19 protein-coding genes and 1 pseudogene are annotated in these 18437 nt (G+C 65.0%); 7 read left to right on the forward strand and 13 right to left on the reverse strand.

Annotation, left to right across the window (positions count from 1 at the left end):
• Nucleotides 1-16: 16 nt before the first annotated feature.
• Complete coding sequence (locus CIT37_RS29135) at nucleotides 17-898, forward strand: LysR family transcriptional regulator (RefSeq protein WP_028143078.1); 882 nt, start codon at nucleotides 17-19, stop codon at nucleotides 896-898.
• A gap of 28 nt (nucleotides 899-926) precedes the next feature.
• On the opposite strand, the gene CIT37_RS29140 is transcribed toward CIT37_RS29135, so the two are convergent.
• Nucleotides 927-1643: a peroxiredoxin-like family protein gene (locus CIT37_RS29140; protein ID WP_028143079.1), complete on the reverse strand. Its 717-nt coding sequence runs from the start codon at nucleotides 1641-1643 to the stop codon at nucleotides 927-929.
• Between the two features lie 82 nt (nucleotides 1644-1725).
• A complete protein-coding gene (locus tag CIT37_RS29145) occupies nucleotides 1726-2010 on the reverse strand; it encodes a hypothetical protein (protein ID WP_028143080.1) in 285 nt (94 codons plus the stop codon).
• A gap of 237 nt (nucleotides 2011-2247) precedes the next feature.
• Between CIT37_RS29145 and CIT37_RS29150 the strand changes: the two genes are divergently transcribed.
• The gene (locus CIT37_RS29150; protein WP_095426394.1) at nucleotides 2248-2730 is read left to right on the forward strand and encodes a cupin domain-containing protein; all 483 of its coding nucleotides are present in this window, start codon (nucleotides 2248-2250) and stop codon (nucleotides 2728-2730) included.
• A gap of 89 nt (nucleotides 2731-2819) precedes the next feature.
• A pseudogene (locus CIT37_RS29155) lies at nucleotides 2820-4021 on the forward strand (MFS transporter).
• On the opposite strand, the gene ccoS reads toward CIT37_RS29155, so the two are convergent.
• The 10 genes from ccoS to CIT37_RS29205 all read right to left on the reverse strand — a co-directional run bounded on the left by ccoS (nucleotide 4018) and on the right by CIT37_RS29205 (nucleotide 13432).
• Nucleotides 4018-4185: a cbb3-type cytochrome oxidase assembly protein CcoS gene (ccoS, locus tag CIT37_RS29160; RefSeq protein WP_008138466.1), complete on the reverse strand. Its 168-nt coding sequence runs from the start codon at nucleotides 4183-4185 to the stop codon at nucleotides 4018-4020. The pseudogene CIT37_RS29155 and the gene ccoS overlap by 4 nt on opposite strands.
• The gene (locus CIT37_RS29165) at nucleotides 4185-6374 is read right to left on the reverse strand and encodes a cation-translocating P-type ATPase (protein ID WP_028143082.1); all 2190 of its coding nucleotides are present in this window, start codon (nucleotides 6372-6374) and stop codon (nucleotides 4185-4187) included. Before CIT37_RS29165 ends, ccoS begins: the two co-directional genes overlap by 1 nt.
• An 11-nt stretch (nucleotides 6375-6385) precedes the next feature.
• Nucleotides 6386-6871, reverse strand: a complete 486-nt coding sequence (locus CIT37_RS29170) for a FixH family protein (RefSeq protein WP_095426396.1) — start codon at nucleotides 6869-6871, stop codon at nucleotides 6386-6388.
• Between the two features lie 15 nt (nucleotides 6872-6886).
• Nucleotides 6887-8353 (reverse strand): cytochrome c oxidase accessory protein CcoG, encoded by a 1467-nt coding sequence (gene ccoG / locus CIT37_RS29175; protein WP_095426397.1) that lies wholly within the window; start codon nucleotides 8351-8353, stop codon nucleotides 6887-6889.
• Between the two features lie 112 nt (nucleotides 8354-8465).
• Nucleotides 8466-9341 carry a cytochrome-c oxidase, cbb3-type subunit III gene (gene ccoP / locus CIT37_RS29180; protein WP_028143085.1) on the reverse strand — a complete coding sequence of 292 codons (876 nt, stop codon included), beginning with the start codon at nucleotides 9339-9341 and terminating at the stop codon, nucleotides 8466-8468.
• Nucleotides 9342-9347: 6 nt separating this feature from the next.
• The gene (locus CIT37_RS29185) at nucleotides 9348-9512 is read right to left on the reverse strand and encodes a cbb3-type cytochrome oxidase subunit 3 (protein ID WP_018322742.1); all 165 of its coding nucleotides are present in this window, start codon (nucleotides 9510-9512) and stop codon (nucleotides 9348-9350) included.
• Nucleotides 9513-9525: 13 nt separating this feature from the next.
• On the reverse strand, nucleotides 9526-10260 hold the full coding sequence (ccoO, locus tag CIT37_RS29190) for a cytochrome-c oxidase, cbb3-type subunit II (RefSeq protein ID WP_018322741.1): 735 nt from the start codon (nucleotides 10258-10260) through the stop codon (nucleotides 9526-9528).
• Between the two features lie 11 nt (nucleotides 10261-10271).
• Nucleotides 10272-11921 (reverse strand): cytochrome-c oxidase, cbb3-type subunit I, encoded by a 1650-nt coding sequence (gene ccoN, locus CIT37_RS29195; protein ID WP_028143086.1) that lies wholly within the window; start codon nucleotides 11919-11921, stop codon nucleotides 10272-10274.
• Between the two features lie 217 nt (nucleotides 11922-12138).
• A complete protein-coding gene (locus tag CIT37_RS29200) occupies nucleotides 12139-12564 on the reverse strand; it encodes a CBS domain-containing protein (RefSeq protein WP_028143087.1) in 426 nt (141 codons plus the stop codon).
• Between the two features lie 34 nt (nucleotides 12565-12598).
• Nucleotides 12599-13432, reverse strand: coding sequence for a universal stress protein (locus tag CIT37_RS29205; protein ID WP_028143088.1), 834 nt, complete (start codon nucleotides 13430-13432; stop codon nucleotides 12599-12601).
• Between the two features lie 200 nt (nucleotides 13433-13632).
• On the opposite strand from CIT37_RS29205, the gene fixL reads away from it, so the two are divergent.
• The 4 genes from fixL (at nucleotide 13633) to CIT37_RS29225 (ending at nucleotide 17077) form a co-directional block, all read left to right on the forward strand.
• Entirely contained in the window at nucleotides 13633-15150 is a 1518-nt protein-coding gene (gene fixL / locus CIT37_RS29210) for a sensor protein FixL (RefSeq protein WP_028143089.1), read from the forward strand.
• A gap of 17 nt (nucleotides 15151-15167) precedes the next feature.
• A complete protein-coding gene (gene fixJ / locus CIT37_RS29215) occupies nucleotides 15168-15785 on the forward strand; it encodes a response regulator FixJ (protein ID WP_028143090.1) in 618 nt (205 codons plus the stop codon).
• Between the two features lie 73 nt (nucleotides 15786-15858).
• Nucleotides 15859-16275 (forward strand): response regulator transcription factor, encoded by a 417-nt coding sequence (locus tag CIT37_RS29220; RefSeq protein WP_028143091.1) that lies wholly within the window; start codon nucleotides 15859-15861, stop codon nucleotides 16273-16275.
• A gap of 103 nt (nucleotides 16276-16378) precedes the next feature.
• Complete coding sequence (locus tag CIT37_RS29225) at nucleotides 16379-17077, forward strand: helix-turn-helix domain-containing protein (RefSeq protein ID WP_038946979.1); 699 nt, start codon at nucleotides 16379-16381, stop codon at nucleotides 17075-17077.
• A gap of 68 nt (nucleotides 17078-17145) precedes the next feature.
• On the opposite strand, the gene CIT37_RS29230 is transcribed toward CIT37_RS29225, so the two are convergent.
• On the reverse strand, nucleotides 17146-18432 hold the full coding sequence (locus tag CIT37_RS29230) for an MFS transporter (protein WP_095426398.1): 1287 nt from the start codon (nucleotides 18430-18432) through the stop codon (nucleotides 17146-17148).
• Nucleotides 18433-18437: the final 5 nt, after the last annotated feature.

The raw sequence follows: 18437 nt of genomic DNA on the forward strand, positions 1-18437 counted from the left end.
CGCTGGGAGCCGATCCATGGAAATGCACCAGGTCCGCTATTTCCTCGCGGTGGCGCAGCTGCTCAATTTCACGCGCGCGGCCGAGGAGTGCAACGTTACACAGCCCTCGCTGACACGCGCGATCAAGCAACTCGAGGCCGAGCTTGGCGGCGACCTGTTCCGCCGCGAGCGGCCGGCGGCGCAATTGACCGAGCTCGGCCAGCGCATGCATCCGCTCCTGAAGCAGTGTTTTGACGCTGCCGCCGGCGCGCGCTCGCTCGCCTCCTCGTTCAAAAGCGGAGAGGTCGGCGCGTTGCGCGTTGCCTTGACGCATTCGATCGACCTAGCGCTGCTCATTCCGCATCTCAACGAGATCAGGCGGCAATTCAACCAGCTCGAATTCCGCTTCCTGCGCGGGACGAGCCGCGAGGTCGGCGAGTTCTTGAAGAAAGGTGAAGCCGAGCTCGGCATCGCCGCCGAGATCGATGAGGCCTGGGAACGGCTCGACGCCTGGCCGCTGTTCACCGAGAGCTTCGAGCTCGTCTTTGGCGACGGACATCGGCTGGCCGGCCGCAGCAGCATCGAACTGGACGATCTGCGCTCGGAGCAACTGTTGAGCCGGACGTTCTGCGAGCATTCGCGCCGCATCTCCGCGAGCCTGCGCGAGCACGGCATCGAGCATGGCCACGAGATTTCGAGCGAGCGCGACCTGATCGAGCTGGTCGAGGCCGACATCGGCGTCGCCATGATGCCGCACACCTCGCCCCTGCCGCAGACACTGACGCGTGCCGCCGTCGCCGGCCTGGACGCCCGCCGCACCGTCAGCCTTTACGGCGTGGCCGGCCGGCAGCGCACGGCGGTCGCCAGCGCCGTGATGCGCATGCTGCGCGGCGCCGACTGGCGCGAGATCGCGGGGTAGCGAGAACGGTCTTCGATAAGGGGAGAACTTAGTTCTCCCTGCCCGCGCTCTCCAGCGCGGCGAGCAGATCGTCGATCTCCATGCGTTTGCGGAAATCGGGATCGACGAAGCGGGCCTTCACGATGCCGTCGCGGCCGACCACGAACACGGCCGGGATCGGCAGCATCCAGCCATCATTGCCGTGGAATTTCGCCATGTCCTGATAGGACAACAGGCGCTGGATCTCGGCACCGAGCCAGATCGCGAGATTGAGCGACAGCGCATAGCCGTTGTCGAGATCGGTCAGGACCGGAAACGGCGCGCCGGATTCAGCCTTGAGCTGGCGGGTAAATTCCAGCGTCTCCGGCACGACCGCAACAATCTGCGCACCCATGGCCTCGATGCGATCGAACGCCTGGACCACGGCACGGACATTGAGCCGGCAATAGGGACACCAATGGCCGCGGAAGAACATCACGGCGAGCGGGCCGCGCTGCAGCAGCGAAGGCAGCGTGACGAGACGCCCGGCCTCGTCCGGCAGCATGAACGCCGGCATCGCATCGCCCGGGTGAGGCGCGGTCTCGCCACCGCCGTTCCCGCCCAATCTCGCCACCAGGCGATCAACGGCCTCGCCATAGGCCGGAAAGACCGCACGGCTGGCATCGGCATAGGCGCGGAGCTGTTCGTTCAGCGTGCCGTCCATGTCGCGGCAGCGCTGGAAAGCAAGCCTGAGCTGTTCGGCATCGGCTGGCGAGAGAGATGTCATCTTCTGCTCCGGCATTCCCTTCAGCGAATATTAGTTTCCCGGTTCGGCCGCCCGCAAGGGGCGGCCGCGATGCCAGGCCGGCTCAGTTCACGTAGAAATTGCCGGTCGGATCGAGCCGTCCCGAGGCGGAGTACAGCGATCCGTTGCGCATGAAGAAGACGGTGTTGTCGGGCACCTTCTTGGCGTTCTTCATCATCGCCTCGTGGTTCTTCTCGGCCGGACCCATGGCCATCGCCGACATCTTGCCGGGGCCGCCATAGACATAGGCCATGCCGGCCTTGAAGTCCCAGGCGGCCTCCGAGAAGGCCGAGGTGGCGATGACCGCAAACGCGGCGGTGGTAATCAGGGTCTTGGACAATTTCGGCATGAGTGCTCCTCCGAATTGACGTGAACGCCCGCCAATCGGGCGCCGTGCCATCGGACGCCGGATACGCCGGAAGCGGAAATGCCGTTGCCCAATCGGATCGATAGCCGCCGCGCATCAACATAGCACCGCGCTATCGCATCGAGAGCAAGCCGGCATTTCAGGATCGACGCGATCTCGATGAAGCTCCCGTCATAGCCGCCGACCAGCGGGGTCGCGGCCAACGCAGGAGACCCTTCCATGTCTAGGAGCCACGCCCTGTCGCGTCCGATCTGGCCAGGCCTTGCCATTGCCGGCGCGCTCACGCTCTCGGCGCAGCCGGTCATCGCCGGCGAATGTCCGGCCGGCAAGATCAAACCGAACGCCCAGCAGATGGTCGACTACAAACCCGTCGGCGTTACCGACGTCACCCTTGGGGCGATAGACCTCGGCAAGCAGCCGGCACATCTCGAGGGGCGCGAGCTGCGCTTCCGCAAGCTCACGATCGAGCCCGGCGGCATCGTGCCCTGGCACAGCCATGACGACCGCCCCGCGTTGATCTTCGTGCAGCAGGGCGAAATCGTCGAATACGCCTCCAACTGTGTCGACCCGATCGTGCACAGGGCCGGCGACATCCGCCCGGAGGTGTACGGCACCTCGCATTGGTGGAAGAACCTCGGCAAGGAGACCGTCATTCTCTATGTCGGCGACATCCGCAAGGATCCCAACGATCGCCACATGTAACGAGCGCATTCCAGCCCCAGCGCACCGTTATGGATGAGGCGCCCGCGATCCCCATGCCGGGCGCCAAATCCTCACAGGACAATCACGCCATGACCGATCTTTCCGCACCGATCAACCGGCCGCGATGACGATGGAGGCGCACTCGCCGGGTCTGGCGCTACGCTCGCTCGTGATCGGCCTCACCGCGTTCCTGACCGTTGTCGATCTCTTCGCAACGCAGGCGATCCTGCCCTCGCTGACCCGCCATTACGGCGTCACGCCCGCAGCGATGGGCTTTGCCGTCAACGCCAGCACGTTCGGCATGGCCACAGCCAGCCTCGTGGTTGGCTTTCTCAGCCCGCATATCGACCGCCGGACCGGCATCCTGCTCAGCTTGATGCTGCTCGCACTCCCGACCAGCCTGCTGGCGATCGCGCCAAATCTCGCCGTGTTCACCGTCCTGCGCGTCGCACAGGGCCTGTGCATGGCCTCCGCCTTCGCGCTCACCCTCGCCTATCTCGGCGAGCAATGCAGCGCGATGGACGCCGGCGGCGCCTTTGCCGCCTACATCACCGGCAATGTCGCGAGCAATCTCGTCGGCCGGGTGATCTCGGCCGCCGTTGCAGACGGCCTGGGCCTTGCCTGGAACTTCTATCTGTTCGCAGCTCTCAATCTGGCCGGCGCGGTGCTGGTCTACTTCACGATTCGACGCCTGCAGCCGATGCATGCGATGATGCCGACTGCTTCGCCGCTCAAAGCCACCATCGCGCATTGGCGCAATCCGCGATTGCGCGCGGCCTACGGCATCGGCTTCTGCATCCTGTTCGCCTTCATCGGTACCTTCACCTTCGTCAATTTCGTTCTGGTCCGACCGCCGCTGTCGCTCGGCATGATGGATCTTGGCCTTGTCTATCTGGTGTTCCTGCCCTCGGTCGTCACGACCTTGCTGGCGGGACGGGTTGCCTCACGCATCGGAGCACGCCCGACGATCTGGGGCTCGCTCGCCGTTGCCGGCATCGGCCTGCCGCTGATGCTGACTGCGCGGCTGCCTGAAGTGCTCACCGGAATGGTGCTCGTTGCGGTCGGAACCTTCTTTGCACAGGCGGCGGCCACCGGCTTCGTCGGGAAGACGGCGACCGAGAACCGTGGGGTCGCCAGCGGCACCTATCTTGCGTGCTATTTCTGTGGAGGGCTCGTCGGCACAGCCGTTCTCGGCCGACTGTTCGATGCCTTCGGCTGGCACGCTTGCGTGACGGGCGTGGGCATAGCCCTTGCGGCCGCTGGCCTGCTCGCGCTGAACTTGAAGCGCTAGCGCTTGACTGGGGCTTCCTGCGGCGGCTCGTCATCGGCGATGGCGCGCCAGGCGGCACCATCGAGATCGTCGTACTGGCCGCTCCGGAGCGACCAGAGAAAGGCGACGAGACCGGCGCCGCCGAGCATCAACGCCAGCGGGACCAAAATGACCAGAATCTCCATTACACGATCTCCCGCGAGGTGCTGCGCGCCCGCAGCGAATTCAGCATGACCAGGATCGAGGATCCGCTCATGGCCGCAGCCGCGATCAGGGGCGTCACGACGCCACTGATCGCAACCGGCACCGCGAGCACATTGTAGCCGATCGCAAGCCAGAGGTTTTGCCGCATCAAATGCAGCGCCTTGCGCGAGGCGTCGATGGCCGCAACCACCGGAGCCAGCGGCCGGCCGAGGAAGACGAGATCGGCGGTGGCCTGGCTCAGATGCGCGGCCGAGATCGGCGACATCGAGACATGGGCTGCCGCGAGCGAAGGCGCGTCGTTCATGCCGTCGCCCACCATCAGCACCTTGGCGCCGCGCTGCTTCAATTCCTCGATCCGTGCGATCTTGTCGGCCGGCGTGACGCCGGCGCGCCATTCGGGGATTTCGAGCGCGTGAGCCGCGGCCTTCACCGCCGGCTCGCGGTCGCCGGAGAGAATCTCGATGCCGATATTGCGCGCCTTCAGCGCCGCGATCACAGCTTGCGCGTCCGGACGCAGGCCCTGGCGGACCGAGAGCACGAACCTCTCGCTGCCCTTGCTGAACGCGACGATGGAGGCTTCGGGATCGACGACGGTGCTGCCAACCAGCGCCTCCGCGCCGCAGAAGGAGGGTCGGCCAAGGCGAAGCTCGACGCCGTCCACGGTCGCACGGACGCCCTGCCCGGCCTCTTCGACCGCACCGACAACAGGCGATTTGGCGGCGGCGGCCTGCGCCACGGCGGCGGCCACCGGATGATGGCTCGACAGCGCGAGCCGGCCGGCGAGCTCGAAGATGTCGGCGGGGATGTTGGCGGCATTCATCACTTCGAGATCGGGCAGCGTCAGCGTGCCCGTCTTGTCGAAGATGACATGGTCGGCTTCGGCCAGCCGCTCGATCGCGTCGCCGGAATTCAGCAGCACGCCGGACTTGAACATTGCGCCGGAGGCGATGGTCTGCACGGTCGGAATGGCAAGCCCCAGCGCGCAGGGACAGGTGATGATCAGCACGGCGACGCCCGTCACGATCGCATCATGCCAGGACGCGCCGGCAATGACCCAACCGAGGATGGTGATGAACGCGGTCGCATGCACCACCGGCGCATACAGCCGCGAGGCGCGGTCGGCGAGGCGCATATAGCGCGAGCGCGCCTGGAGCGCGTTGTCGAGCAGCCGCGTGATCTCGGCGAGCAGCGTCGCCTCGGACGCGGCTGAAACCCGCACCCGCAGCGTGCCGGAGATGTTCATGGAGCCCGCATAGACCGGCGTGCCCTGCTCGGCCGTGACGTAGAGCGTCTCGCCGGTGATCAGGCTCTGGTCGATCTCGGAACGGCCCTCGATCACGGTGCCATCGACCGCGCAACGCTCGCCGGGCCGGAGCAGCACGATGTCGCCGGGATTAATCGCGGCCACCGGCACCTGCGATATCTCGTCGGGACCGATGAACTTGGCCGCCGTCTCCGCCTTCAGCGCGGCGAGATTGCCGGCGACTGCGCGGGTGCGCCGCCGCATGTTCTGGTCGAGGAAGCGGCCGACGAGCAGGAAGGTCAACAGCATGATCGCTGCGTCGAAATAGGCGTGTTCGGCGTGGTGGAAGGTCTCGACCACGGACATGCCGAGCGCCAGGATCACGCCGATCGAGATCGGCACGTCCATGTTGGTCGTCTTCGCCGACAGCGCACGCCAGGCCGAGCGGAAGAACGGCTGGCCGGCATAAGCCGCCGCCGGCAATGCGATCAGCGCCGACAGCCAGTGGAAGAAGTCGCGCTGCTCGGGCAGCATGTCCGAGACGTTGCCCGACCACACCGGGATCGACAGCATCATCACGTTCATCGTGGCGAACGCCGCGACACCGAGGCAGCGCAGCAGGAAGCGCGATTCGGCGACCTCCGCCACCTCCGCGCTCTCGGTCTCGAACGGATAGGCCTTGTAGCCGAGCTCCTCGAGGCGATCGATGAAACGGCCGGGGTCGAGCGTACCCGCCTTCCATTCCAGCGCGACGCGGCGATCGGTGAGGTTGACGCGCGCCAGCGTGACGTCGGGGATGGCGGACAGGCCGCGTTCGATCTTGGCCATGCAGCCGGCGCAGTGAACGCCTTCGACCGCGAGATCGATATGCTGGACGCCCTCGCCCGCGGTCCGGACGTAGTGCGAGAAATCCCGCGTGACGTGCATGTCGAAGTCCTTCAGTTCAGGATCACGCGGTTGCGCGACAGGAACACGCGCGTTCCCCGCGCCTCGCCCTCGATCACCAGGTCCCACTGGCCCGGCGCGACGGACGCGGCATCGCCGCGATAGAGGCCGATGCCGGCTTCGGTGAGCTCGACGGCGAGATCGGCGCGCTTGTCAGTCGGCCGCTCCAGCCGGCCGCCGAATTTCAGTCCGGCGATCGGCTGGCCGCCGGCATCGCGCGCCTCGACCTGAACCACCGCGCCGCCGTCGTTGCGGCGTTCGATATGGGCGTTGACCTTCCATTTGCGCGCGGCCTGGTCCTGCGCCGCCGAAATCTCGCGGTCGTAGGTCAGGCCCGCGGCATAGGGGCTGTCGACCTCGGTGCCGGGCAGCGTCGCGATCGCCAGCTTCATCATCGTGACGTTGACGCCGATCACGAGGCCGAAGAAGGCGACCAGCATCAGGAAGACCTTGGTTCCGGTCAGCGGCTTGGATGACATGACGGTCTCCTGGATTTACGGCGCGACGAAATTGTCGGTGGCGCTCGCGGCGACACCCAGTCCGATATCCATGACGTGGAAGCGGACCGGAATCGACTTCTCCGGATTGTTTTCGGCCGGCGCGGTGACGAGCAACCGCAGCTCGCTGGTGGAGTCGCGCGGGATCACGATGATCGGCCGATCCGGCGTCACCGAATCGACGCCGACGACGTGCATCGTGGGATTGGCTGGCCCCTCCACGTCGATGGCGATGGCGCGGTCGTAGCCGCTCTTGTTCAGCAGCCGCACCGTATAGGCGTTGCGGATCGAGCCGTCGCTGAGCTTGACCGCGACCGGATTGCGGTCATGCAGCACGTTGACGTCGAGCAGGCTGCGGGTCGCGAGCGTATAGACCATGAAGCCGCCGATCGCCGCGATGATCGCGCTGTAGACGATGGTGCGTGCCCGGACGATCCGGTAGATCGGCGCCTTGCCCTCCTGGCGTCGATGGATGTTGATGTCGTTGTCGTAGCCGATCAAGCGCTTCGGCCGGCCGATCTTCGTCATCACGTTGTCGCAGGCGTCGATGCAAAGGCCGCACTGGATGCATTCCATCTGCGGTCCGTTGCGAATGTCGATTCCGGTCCGGCAAACCGCGACGCACTGGTAGCAATCGACGCAATCGCCAACCTGCTCGCCGAGCGCGCGCAGCTCGGCGGCCTTCTTGACGGAGGTGCGCTTCTCGCCGCGGTCGTAGCGGTAGGTGACGTTCAGCGCCCATTCGTCGGTGAGCGCGGCCTGGATGCGCGGCCACGGGCACATATAGGTGCAGACCTGCTCGCGCATGTAGCCGGCGAGCAGATAGGTCGAGGCCGTGAGAATGCCGATCCAGATATAGGCGATCATCGGCCCCTGGAAGGTGACGAGCTCCTTCACCAGGGTCGGTGCGTCGTTGAAGTAGAGCACCCAGGCGCCACCGGTCCACCAGGCGATCATGAGCCAGATCGAATGCTTGAGCACGATCTCGGAGATCCGCTCGAGCTTCAGCGGGTCGGACGATTTGTCCTTCTTCATCCGCTCGCGCCGGTCACCTTCGATCAGACGCTCGACGGCATAGAACAGGTCGGTCCACACCGTCTGCGGACAGAGATAGCCGCACCAGATGCGGCCGCCGACCGAGTTCATCAGGAATAGCGCCACCGCGGCCACGATCAACAGGCCGGTGAAGTAGTAGACCTCCTGCGGCCACAGCTCGATGAAGAAGAAGTAGAAGCGGCTGTTGGGAAGATCGATCAGCACCGCCTGGCTGGGGGCGCCGAGGCCGCGGTTCCAGCGCACGAACGGCAGGAAATAATAGACGCCGAGGCAGATCGCCATCAGGCTCCATTTGATCCGGCGGAACGTGCCGGAGACGCTCTGGGGATAGACCTTCTTGTGGGCTGCGTAGAGCGGCCCGTTGTCATCATCCAATGTGAGGTCTTTGGGGTTCACGGTCTTGTTCATCGCCTGGAGCTTCTCGAAAAGGTGCGATTGAACCTAGACCCGACACCGCCGCGTCAGTTGATCCAGCTCAAACGGGGGCACTTTTGTTCACCCCCGTCTGCAGCGAGATCTGCTATTTTCCACCGCCCAGCGAATGAACGTAGACCGCCATTGCCTTGATGGTGGCGGGATCGAGCCGCCCTTCCCAGGCCGGCATGACGCCGGCACGGCCCTGGCTGATGGTCTCGATCAGGGCCGCCTCGTCGGAGCCGTAGAGCCAGATCTTGTCGGTCAGGTTCGGGGCCCCCATCTCCTGGTTGCCCTTGCCGCCGTCGCCGTGGCAGGCGACGCAATTCTCCGCAAAGATCTTCTCGCCCTTGGCGGCATCGAAGCCGTTACGGGTCGAAAGGCCCGCCAGCGACCGCACGTAGTTGGCGACCGTGACGATCTCGTCGGACTTCAGCACACCGTCCTTGCCGAAGGCGAGCATCTGGCCCTCATGGGTCTTGGCATGACCGGAGCGCGCGCCGAACTGGATGGTCTGCATGATCTGGTCGAGCGTGCCGCCCCACAGCCAGTCGTCGTCGTTCAGGTTCGGATAGCCCTTGGCGCCGGCGGCGCCGGAGCCGTGGCAGGGCGCGCAATTGTCGCCGAACACGGTCTTGCCCTTGGCGCGGGCGAGCGCCAGCAAGGCCGGATCCTTCTCGATGTCGGCGAGCGAGGCTGCGCCCAGCGCCGCCATCTTGTCACCGCGGATCTTCTCGAGGTTGGCGAGCTCGACCGCGACGTCGGCGCGCGAGGAGTAGCCGAACATGCCCGTAGTATTGCTTTGGATCAGCGGCCAGGCCGGATAGACGATCCAGTAGCCGATCGACCAGATGATGGTGAGGTAGAACGAGATCACCCACCAGCGCGGCAGCGGTGTGTTGAGCTCCTTGATACCGTCCCACTCGTGTCCGGTCGTGGACTTGCCGGAGACGGAATCGATGTCGCTATGATGATCGGTCATGGTCTCTCACTCCTCCCGCAACGGCAGGTGCGCTGCTTCGTCGAAGACAGCCTTGTTACGGGGCCAAAATGCGTAGGCGATGATCGCGAGAAAGATCGCGACGAACACCGGGGTCCAGATCGTCGTCACGAGCTCGGACGCTAGATTATGGACTGACAGGATAGCTTTCATCGTTCATGCCTTCTCAGCGAAGATTGGCTTTCTCGTTGTAGATCTTGAAGTCGACCAGCGTGCCGAGCATCTGCAGGTACGCAACCAGCGCGTCCATCTCGGTCGGCGTGCCGGCCTTGCCGTCGAAATTGCGCACGACGGCTTTGGCGTAGCGCTTGTTGAAGGCGTCGCCGCCGGAATTGTCCGGGTCGGCCTGGGCCTTCATGTCGGCGCCCGCGTTGGCGATCTGGTCGTCCGTGTACGGCGTGCCGACGGCCTTCAGCGTGCGCATGTGGTCGGCGATCGTGTCCGGGTCGACCTCGGTCTGGCTGAGGAACGGATAGCCCGGCATCACCGACTGCGGCACGATCGCGCGCGGGTTGGTCAGATGGGTGACGTGCCAGTCGTCGGAATACTTTGCGCCAACTCGGGCAAGGTCTGGACCGGTGCGCTTCGAGCCCCACTGGAACGGATGGTCGTACATGCTCTCGGCGGCGAGCGAGAAGTGGCCGTAGCGCTCGACCTCGTCGCGCAGCGGGCGGACCATCTGCGAGTGACAGAGATAGCAGCCCTCGCGAACGTAGACGTTGCGGCCCGCCAGCTCCAGCGGCGTGTAGGGCCTGACCCCGTCGACCTTCTCGATCGTGCTCTTGAGGTAGAACAGCGGGGTGATCTCGACGAGACCGCCGATCGCGATCACCAGCAGGATGCCGACGATCAGGATGATCGAGTTCTTTTCGAAGATTTGGTGGCGTGTCCAGAACGACATGGTGGAGCTCCTCATTCCGCCGGCTGAAGAGCGACGGGCATCTGGACTTCCGCCTCGCCGACGCGAACGGTCATCCAGAGGTTATAGGCCATGATCAACGAGCCGATCAGGAACAGCCCGCCGCCGGCGGCGCGGATGATGTAGAAGGGATGCATCGCCTCGACCGTCTCGATGAAGGAATATTCGAGGAAGCCGAGCGAAGTGTAGGCGCGCCACATCAGACCCTGGAGGATGCCGGACACCCACATCGCCGAGATGTAGAGGACGATACCGAGGGTCGCGACCCAGAAGTGCCAGTTGACGAGCTTCAGGCTGTAGAGCCCCTTGCGATTCCAGGCCCACGGCACCAGGCAGTAGAGCGCGCCGAAGGACACGAAGCCGACCCAGCCGAGCGCGCCGGAGTGCACGTGGCCGATGGTCCAGTCGGTGTAGTGGCTGAGCGAGTTGACCACCTTGATCGACATCATCGGACCTTCGAAGGTCGACATGCCGTAGAAGGCGACGGAGACGACGAGCATGCGCAGCACGGGATCGGTGCGCAGCTTGTCCCAGGCACCCGACAGCGTCATCAGACCGTTGATCATGCCACCCCAGGAGGGCATCCACAGCATGATCGAGAAGGTCATGCCGAGCGTCTGCGTCCAGTCGGGCAGCGCCGTGTAGTGCAGATGGTGGGGACCTGCCCAGATGTAGAGGAAGATCAGTGCCCAGAAGTGGATGATCGACAGCCGGTAGGAATAGATCGGCCGTTCGGCGCGTTTCGGGATGAAGTAGTACATGATGGCGAGGAAGCCGGCGGTCAGGAAGAAGCCGACCGCGTTGTGGCCGTACCACCACTGGAACATGGCGTCCTGGATGCCGCCCCAGGCGACGTAGGACTTCGAGCCGAACACCGAGACGGGAAGCGCCGGGTTGTTGCCGAGATGCAGCACCGCGATCGTCACGATGAAGGCGAGATAGAACCAGTTCGCGACGAAGATGTGCGGTTCCTTGCGCTTGATGACCGTGCCGAGGAAGACGAGCAGATAGGTCACCCAGACGATCGTCAGCCACAAATCGGCATACCATTCCGGCTCGGCATATTCCTTCGACTGGGTGACGCCGAGCAGATAGCCGGTGCCGGCGACGAGAATGAAGAAATTGTAGCCCACCACGACGAACCAGGGCGCGAGGTCGCCGGCGAGGCGCGCGCGGCAGGACTTCTGCACCACGTAGAACGATGTGCCGATCAGCACATTGCCGCCGAAGGCGAAGATCACGGCGGAGGTGTGCAGCGGCCGCAGCCGGCCGAAGCTGGTCCAGGGCAGATCGAAATTCAGCGCGGGCCAGGCCAGCTGAGAGGCGATGATGAGGCCGACGAGGAAGCCCGCGATGCCCCAGAACATCGCCATGAAGGCGGTGAACTTGATCGGCCCCATGTTGTAGTTGGGGCGGCCGTTGATCTCCGCCGGCGGCAGCGTAGCCGGCCGGTCGAGGTAGCGATTGACGATGACGAACACTGCGGCAAGGCTCGCTGCCGCACTGAGCGCGGCATGGAAGGCGAACGGCGCATCCAGCGCCTTGGCCGAGGCGATCACGCAGAGGAAGGCGGTGACTGCGAACACGACAGCCAGGCCGCTTTCACCGATGGACATGGATTTGGAAATGGAGGGCTGGCTCATGCGGATTCTCTCTGAAAGAACACAGCGCCAGAAACCACATTCACCCTCACTCGGAATTGATTGAAATCAAGACAGGCATTTAAGTTCTACGTAGCCGGCGATGATCCTTTTGGTTCCCCTTGAAATCTCGACCCGCGAGCACCCGGCGTGACGCGCAAACGGGAATAGCCTCCGTATAATCACGGAGGCGACAATGAAATCGATCAGGGATAGTCCGTCAGTCGCGCGCGGTCGCCTTCAGCGCCGCGATGACATCCTCGCGGGCGATGATTCCGACCAGCTTCTGCGCACCGTCGAGCACGATGATGCTCCTGATGCGGTGCTCCACCATGATCTGGAGCACGCGCGTCAGCCGCGTGTCGGGGCTGACATAGATGAACTCGGGCGTCATGACGTCGCCGATCTTGCGGCTCATCAGGTCGTGATAGCGGGGCAGCATCTGGCTCGGCGTGAAGGCGAAGCACTTCAGGATGTCGAATTTGGTGACGATGCCGACCACCTGCCCGTCGTCCTCGACCGGATAGGAGTTGAAATCATCGGTCTCGAACATCTCGCTGAGCTCGAGCAGGTCACGGTCGCGCTGCACCGCCTTGACGTTGCGCGTCATGTAGCCGTCGACGGTTTGTTCAAGAAATCTGTACACGGCGCGTCCTCCTCGATTCGATTCTGGCCGGCCGTCAGTGCGACAGCAGCACGCTGCGGGCGGTCTGCGTGACCAGATATTGGGTGACGCCTCCCAGGATCAGTTCACGAAATCTCGAATGACCATAGGCGCCCGCAACGATCAGGCCGGCATCGACGTCGCCGGCGACTTTCTCCAATTGCGCGGCGGCGGTTTCGTTCCGGGCGCCTTCGTAGATGCGCGCGGTCGCGGTGACGCCGTGGCGGGCGAGCCAGGCCGCAACGTCGGTGACGCCGGCCATCACGACCGAACGGTCGTCGTCGCGCTCCGGAATTGTGGTGATGGTGACGTCCCTCGCCTTGCGCAGCATCGGCAGCGCGTCGGACACGGCCCGCCGGGCCTCCGGCGTGTCCTTCCACGCCACCAGCACATTCCGCAGATCGAGCCAATTGACCCGATCGGGGACGACGAGAAGCGGACGGCCGGCCTGCATCACCAGGTCCTTGGGGCTCGCGAGCGCGAACGCATCGGAGAAGGCCGGGCTCTGCCCGCCGCTGACCACGATGTCGGCGCAGCGCGCCTGCGCCAGGACGAATCGCGCCGGAAAGTCCATGGCGCTGCGCCACTCCGCATATCCGCCGCGATTCCTGGTGGCGGCGCGGAACTGCGCCTCGAGGCCAGCCAGCCGCCGCTTGACCGAAGCTTCGCCCTCGTCGATCAGCGCTTGCGCCTCGGCGCCGTCGGTGAAATAGAGCGGCGGCGCGAACTGGGCCGCGGCGACCCCGACGATATCAGCCTCGAATCGTTCGGCGAGCTCGCCCGCGACCTGAAGACGCGCTTCGTTGGACTGGTCGAGCGCCAGGCTGACCATCACCGTCGCGTATGTCATCGGAATTCTCCAGTGCAAAGACTTTGGTGAAATTTACGCCTGCCTCCGCACATCGGGATGAGATAGATCAAGGAGGGCGCCGGCGCTCGACTTGCCGTCAATCGGCAAACCGACAGAACTTGCCTCCGGCCCGGCCTTAGGCGACATTAGGGGAGCGGTAACCGCGTCCGGAGCCGCCGCATCAGGATGAGGAGCATCATTTGTCGCCGACCCGCGTAACGCACTCGCAGGACGACGGTCGGGGCGAACGATTTCGCGTTCGGATCGAGGGGTTCGGCGTCGGCACCTGGGACCTCGACCTCGCGACACGGGAATTGGACTGGTCCGATACCGCCAGGGCTCTGCTCGGCGCCGAACCGGGTCAGCCGGCGAGCTACGATCTCTTCCTGTCGCGGCTTCAACCGACCGATAGGGAGCGGGTCGAGAGCGCAATCAAGCGCGTTTCCGAGCGTGGCGGCAGCTTTGACGTGTCTTTCAAGGTCGCGCACCCCTCAGGCAACGGGCAATGGATTCGCGCCCGAGCCGGACTCATTCGGGACGAAGCCGGCACGGCGCGTCATCTCAGCGGCATCTTTCTCGACATCGACGAGGAAAAGCAGGTGGAGGAGGCGCTGCGCACGCGCGAGACCCACCTCCGCTCGATTCTTCATACTATTCCCGACGCCATGATCGTCATCGACGGCCACGGCATCATGCAGCTGTTCAGCACGGCTGCGGAGCGCCTGTTCGGCTGGTCCGAGCACGAGGCGATCGGTCAGAACGTCAGCATTCTGATGCCGGAGCCTGATCGCACCCGCCACGACGGCTACATCGCCCGCTACCGCTCCACGAACGATCCGCACATCATCGGCATCGGCCGCATCGTGACCGGCAAGCGCCGCGACGGCACGACATTTCCGATGCACCTGTCGATCGGAGAGATGGAATCCGCCGGCGAGCCCTATTTCACCGGATTCGTCCGCGACCTCACCGAGCACCAGCAGACCCAGGCCCGGCTCCAGGAATTGCAATCCGAGCTCGTCCACGTCTCGCGACTGACTGCGATGGGCGAAATGGCCTCCGCGCTCGCCCACGAGCTCAATCAGCCACTGGCCGCGATCAGCAACTACATGAAGGGATCGCGGCGGCTGCTCGCCGGCAGCACCGACGCGAACACGCCGAAGATCGAAAGCGCGCTGGATCGCGCGGCGGAGCAGGCCTTGCGCGCCGGCCAGATCATCCGGCGCCTGCGCGACTTCGTCTCGCGCGGCGAGTCGGAGAAGCGGGTCGAGAGCCTGTCCAAGCTGATCGAGGAGGCCGGCGCGCTCGGGCTTGCCGGCGCGCGCGAGCAGAACGTACAGCTCCGCTTCAGCCTCGATCCCGACGCCGATCTCGTCCTCGCCGACCGGGTGCAGATCCAGCAGGTGCTGGTCAATCTGTTCCGCAACGCGCTGGAGGCGATGGCGCAGTCGCCGCGCCGCGAGCTCGTCGTCGCCAACACCCGCGTCGCCGACGACATGATCGAGGTGGAGGTCTCCGACACCGGCTCCGGCTTCCAGGGCGACGTCATTCCAAACCTGTTTCAAACCTTCTTCACCACCAAGGAAACCGGCATGGGCGTGGGACTGTCCATCAGCCGCTCGATCATCGAGGCTCACGGCGGCCGCATGTGGGCCGAGAGCAATGCATCGGGCGGCGCGACATTCCGCTTCACCTTGCCGGCGACCGCCGAGAACTGACTGACGAGAACCGATTCATGACGACCAAGGGACATGTCTACGTCATCGACGACGATGCGGCGATGCGGGATTCGCTGAACTTCCTGCTGGATTCCGCCGGCTTCGGCGTCACGCTGTTCGACAGTGCGCAGAGCTTCATCGACGCCCTGCCCGGCCTCGCCTTCGGCTGCGTCGTCTCCGACGTGCGCATGCCGGGACTCGACGGGATCGAGCTGCTCAAGCGGATGAAGGCGCAGCAAAGCCCGTTTCCGATCCTGATCATGACCGGTCATGGCGACGTGCCGCTCGCAGTCGAGGCGATGAAGCTGGGGGCGGTCGACTTCCTGGAAAAGCCGTTCGAGGACGACCGCCTCACCACGATGATCGAATCGGCGATCCGCCAGGCCGAGCCCGCCGCCAGGAGCGAGGCCGTCACGCAGGACATCGCCGCCCGCGTCGCCTCCTTGAGTCCCCGGGAGCGCCAAGTCATGGAGGGGCTGATCGCGGGCCTGTCCAACAAGCTGATCGCCCGCGAATACGACATCAGCCCGCGCACCATCGAGGTCTACCGCGCCAACGTCATGACCAAGATGCAGGCCAACAGCCTGTCGGAGCTGGTCCGCCTCGCAATGCGCGCCGGCATGCTCAACGATTGAGGCAAGTCGGATAGGGGCAAACGGGATTGAGGCAAGTCAAGGCCCCTTCCCGGCGCCGTGCTAGCCAAGCAGCATGATCGAGGTCGGTTCACATCATGAGCGGCCGTCGTCCTCAGCGCTCCCCACCGTCTACGTGGTCGATGATGATGCCGCCGTCCTGGGCTCTCTGCGGTTCCTGCTGGAAACCGACGGCTTTGCCGTGCGGACCTTCAGGAGCGGCACCGCGCTGCTCAACGCCGGCGGCGCGCGCGGGGCGGACTGCTACGTGATCGACTACAAGATGCCCGACATCAACGGCATCGAGTTGGCGGGCCGCCTGCGCGAGGCCGACCGCGGCGCCCCCGTGATCCTGATCACCGGCTATCCGGACGAGAACATCTCGACCCGGGCGGCCGCGGCGGGCGTCAAAGACGTGGTTTTGAAGCCGCTTCTCGACGAAAACCTGATCAAGCGCATCCGCCGGGCCATTCAGGACCGCCCCCGCGCGTGACCTACGGGATTCTACGTAGGTAGACCCCCTTAAGATATCGCTCGAAATTTTCGAAGCCCCCGATACCGCGTACCAAAGCGTCATCACAACGGAGATGGCGCAGATGCTCACCCAGACCCTCAACACCCAGGCGATCAACACCCAGATTGTTGGCAAGATCGCCCCAGGCCATCCCGTTACCGACCAGTTCGGCGCCATCACCGGCCATGTCGGCCTCGTCGCCACCGAGTTCTCCTACCGCAAGGACGAGGAGATCTATGGCGAGGACGAGCCGGCCGAATATGTCTACCAGGTCGTGTCCGGCGCAGTGAGCAGCTACAAGCTCCTGTCCGACGGCCGCCGCCAGATCGGCGCCTTCCATCTTCCCGGCGACGTGTTCGGCCTCGAATCCGGTCCGGCTCACCGCCTTGCTGCCGAAGCCATCATCGACACCACCGTGCGCCTCGTGAAGCGCGCCAGCCTCGAGAAGGCCGCCGGCACCGACGTCCAGGTCGCCCGCAAGCTCTGGGCCATGACCGCCTCGGAGCTGCGCCATGCCGAGGATCACATGCTGCTGCTGGGCCGCAAGACCGCGATGGAGCGCGTTGCGACCTTCCTGCTCGAAATGGACCGCCGCCTCGCCGTTGCCGGCATGATGGCGCTGCCGATGTGCCGCCGCGACATCGGCGACTATCTCGGCCTCACCCTCGAAACCGTGTCGCGCGCGCTGTCGCTGCTTCACGCCCAGGGGATTCTGGGCTTCTCCGGCGCCCGCCAGATCGTGCTGCGCAACCGCCAGCGCCTGCAACATCTCGACGCCTGATCTTCCTCCTCCCTACCCACTTGGCCGGCCGAACGCGTTTCGGCCGGCCATTTTCTTTGGGCCTCGAATCATGCCGTGCGCCGCGTCTCCGGCATCACGAACAGAATCAGCAAGAGCCCGGTCGCGGCAACGCCGGACAGCCCGATGAAGGCGGTCGCATTGCCGAACTTGTCGCTGACATAGCCTCCGAGCGCAGTGCTTAAGGACGCGCCGATGCCGATCGCAGTGCCGACGATGCCCTGCGCCAGGTTGAAATGGCCGCTGCCGAAGGCGACATCGGCCACGATCAGCGGAATCATCACCGCGAACACCGCCGCAGTGAGGCCGTCGAACACCTGCACTGCGACCAGCAGATACGGATCACGCACGGTCGCAAACAGCAGGCCGCGAATCGTCAGCGCGCCGAATCCGATCAGGAGCAACGGCCGCCGGCCCCACGCTTGCGCCTTGCGCCCGACCGTCGGCGACAGCAGCGCCACGATCGCTTGCGGAACGACGATGCAAAAGGCGACGAGCACCGTCGCCCATTGGGCGGACCGCGCCGTCACAGCGCTCGCCATCAGCGGCATCATCGCGGCATTCGCCAGCTGCAACAACAGCACGCTGAGGGCGAAGACGATGAGCGGCCGCTGCCGGATCAGGTGCCAGATATTGGTGTCGCCACGGTCCGCCGCTTCGCGCGGCATCTCGCCGTGGCAGCGCGCAATGTCGACCTCGTGCTCGCGGATGCGCGAGAGGGCGATCAGGGTCGGAATCGCGAGTAGGAATGTGACCAGGAAGACCGAGCGGCTCGACAGCAGATAGCCCGCGGTGCCCATCACCGCCGCCGCTACGCCGTTGCCGAGCGAGGCAAAGCGCGCGTTGCGGCCGAGCCGCTCGCCGATCGCGAGCGGGCCGACGAGGCCAAGGCTGATCGCCGCAATCGCCGGCCCCAGCACGCAGCTCGCCGCCGCATGCAGGGTGGCCGCGGCCACCACCACCGGAAAGATCGGCATCGCGGCATAGGCCAGCGCGCAAGCGCCGATGGTGGCGATCGCAAGGGCGGCGACCAGTCGCTCCGATTTGGCGGCATCGATGATCGCCCCGCCCGGCATCTGCCCGATCAACGCGACGATACCGCCGATCGACAGCACGAGGCCGATCTCGACCTCGGTCCATTTCTGGGTCGTCAGATAGACTGCGACGAAGGGACCGAATCCGGTCTGCACGTCGGCGAGGAAGAAGATGAACCAGTCGAGGCCACGCAGGCTCTGGCGCGACGGCGCAGGAATGCCCGCGGCCGATGGCGCGGTGACGTTGTCCTGCTCGGCGCGGCCGTCACGATCCGCATGGTTCGGCTTCCTCGACAACAGCACAGGCG

Source organism: Bradyrhizobium ottawaense (assembly GCF_002278135.3).
GTDB classification, from domain to species: domain Bacteria; phylum Pseudomonadota; class Alphaproteobacteria; order Rhizobiales; family Xanthobacteraceae; genus Bradyrhizobium; species Bradyrhizobium ottawaense.

Excerpts from the sequence above, each read along its gene's own strand:
- CIT37_RS29135 (WP_028143078.1), top strand. The coding sequence starts at position 17 with ATGGAAATGCACCAGGTCCGCTATTTCCTCGCGGTGGCGCAGCTGCTC.
- CIT37_RS29140 (WP_028143079.1), bottom strand. The coding sequence starts at position 1,643 with ATGACATCTCTCTCGCCAGCCGATGCCGAACAGCTCAGGCTTGCTTTC.
- CIT37_RS29145 (WP_028143080.1), bottom strand. The coding sequence starts at position 2,010 with ATGCCGAAATTGTCCAAGACCCTGATTACCACCGCCGCGTTTGCGGTC.
- CIT37_RS29150 (WP_095426394.1), top strand. The coding sequence starts at position 2,248 with ATGTCTAGGAGCCACGCCCTGTCGCGTCCGATCTGGCCAGGCCTTGCC.
- ccoS (WP_008138466.1), bottom strand. The coding sequence starts at position 4,185 with ATGGAGATTCTGGTCATTTTGGTCCCGCTGGCGTTGATGCTCGGCGGC.
- CIT37_RS29165 (WP_028143082.1), bottom strand. The coding sequence starts at position 6,374 with ATGCACGTCACGCGGGATTTCTCGCACTACGTCCGGACCGCGGGCGAG.
- CIT37_RS29170 (WP_095426396.1), bottom strand. The coding sequence starts at position 6,871 with ATGTCATCCAAGCCGCTGACCGGAACCAAGGTCTTCCTGATGCTGGTC.
- ccoG (WP_095426397.1), bottom strand. The coding sequence starts at position 8,353 with ATGAACAAGACCGTGAACCCCAAAGACCTCACATTGGATGATGACAAC.
- ccoP (WP_028143085.1), bottom strand. The coding sequence starts at position 9,341 with ATGACCGATCATCATAGCGACATCGATTCCGTCTCCGGCAAGTCCACG.
- CIT37_RS29185 (WP_018322742.1), bottom strand. The coding sequence starts at position 9,512 with ATGAAAGCTATCCTGTCAGTCCATAATCTAGCGTCCGAGCTCGTGACG.
- ccoO (WP_018322741.1), bottom strand. The coding sequence starts at position 10,260 with ATGTCGTTCTGGACACGCCACCAAATCTTCGAAAAGAACTCGATCATC.
- ccoN (WP_028143086.1), bottom strand. The coding sequence starts at position 11,921 with ATGAGCCAGCCCTCCATTTCCAAATCCATGTCCATCGGTGAAAGCGGC.
- CIT37_RS29205 (WP_028143088.1), bottom strand. The coding sequence starts at position 13,432 with ATGACATACGCGACGGTGATGGTCAGCCTGGCGCTCGACCAGTCCAAC.
- fixJ (WP_028143090.1), top strand. The coding sequence starts at position 15,168 with ATGACGACCAAGGGACATGTCTACGTCATCGACGACGATGCGGCGATG.
- CIT37_RS29220 (WP_028143091.1), top strand. The coding sequence starts at position 15,859 with ATGATCGAGGTCGGTTCACATCATGAGCGGCCGTCGTCCTCAGCGCTC.
- CIT37_RS29225 (WP_038946979.1), top strand. The coding sequence starts at position 16,379 with ATGCTCACCCAGACCCTCAACACCCAGGCGATCAACACCCAGATTGTT.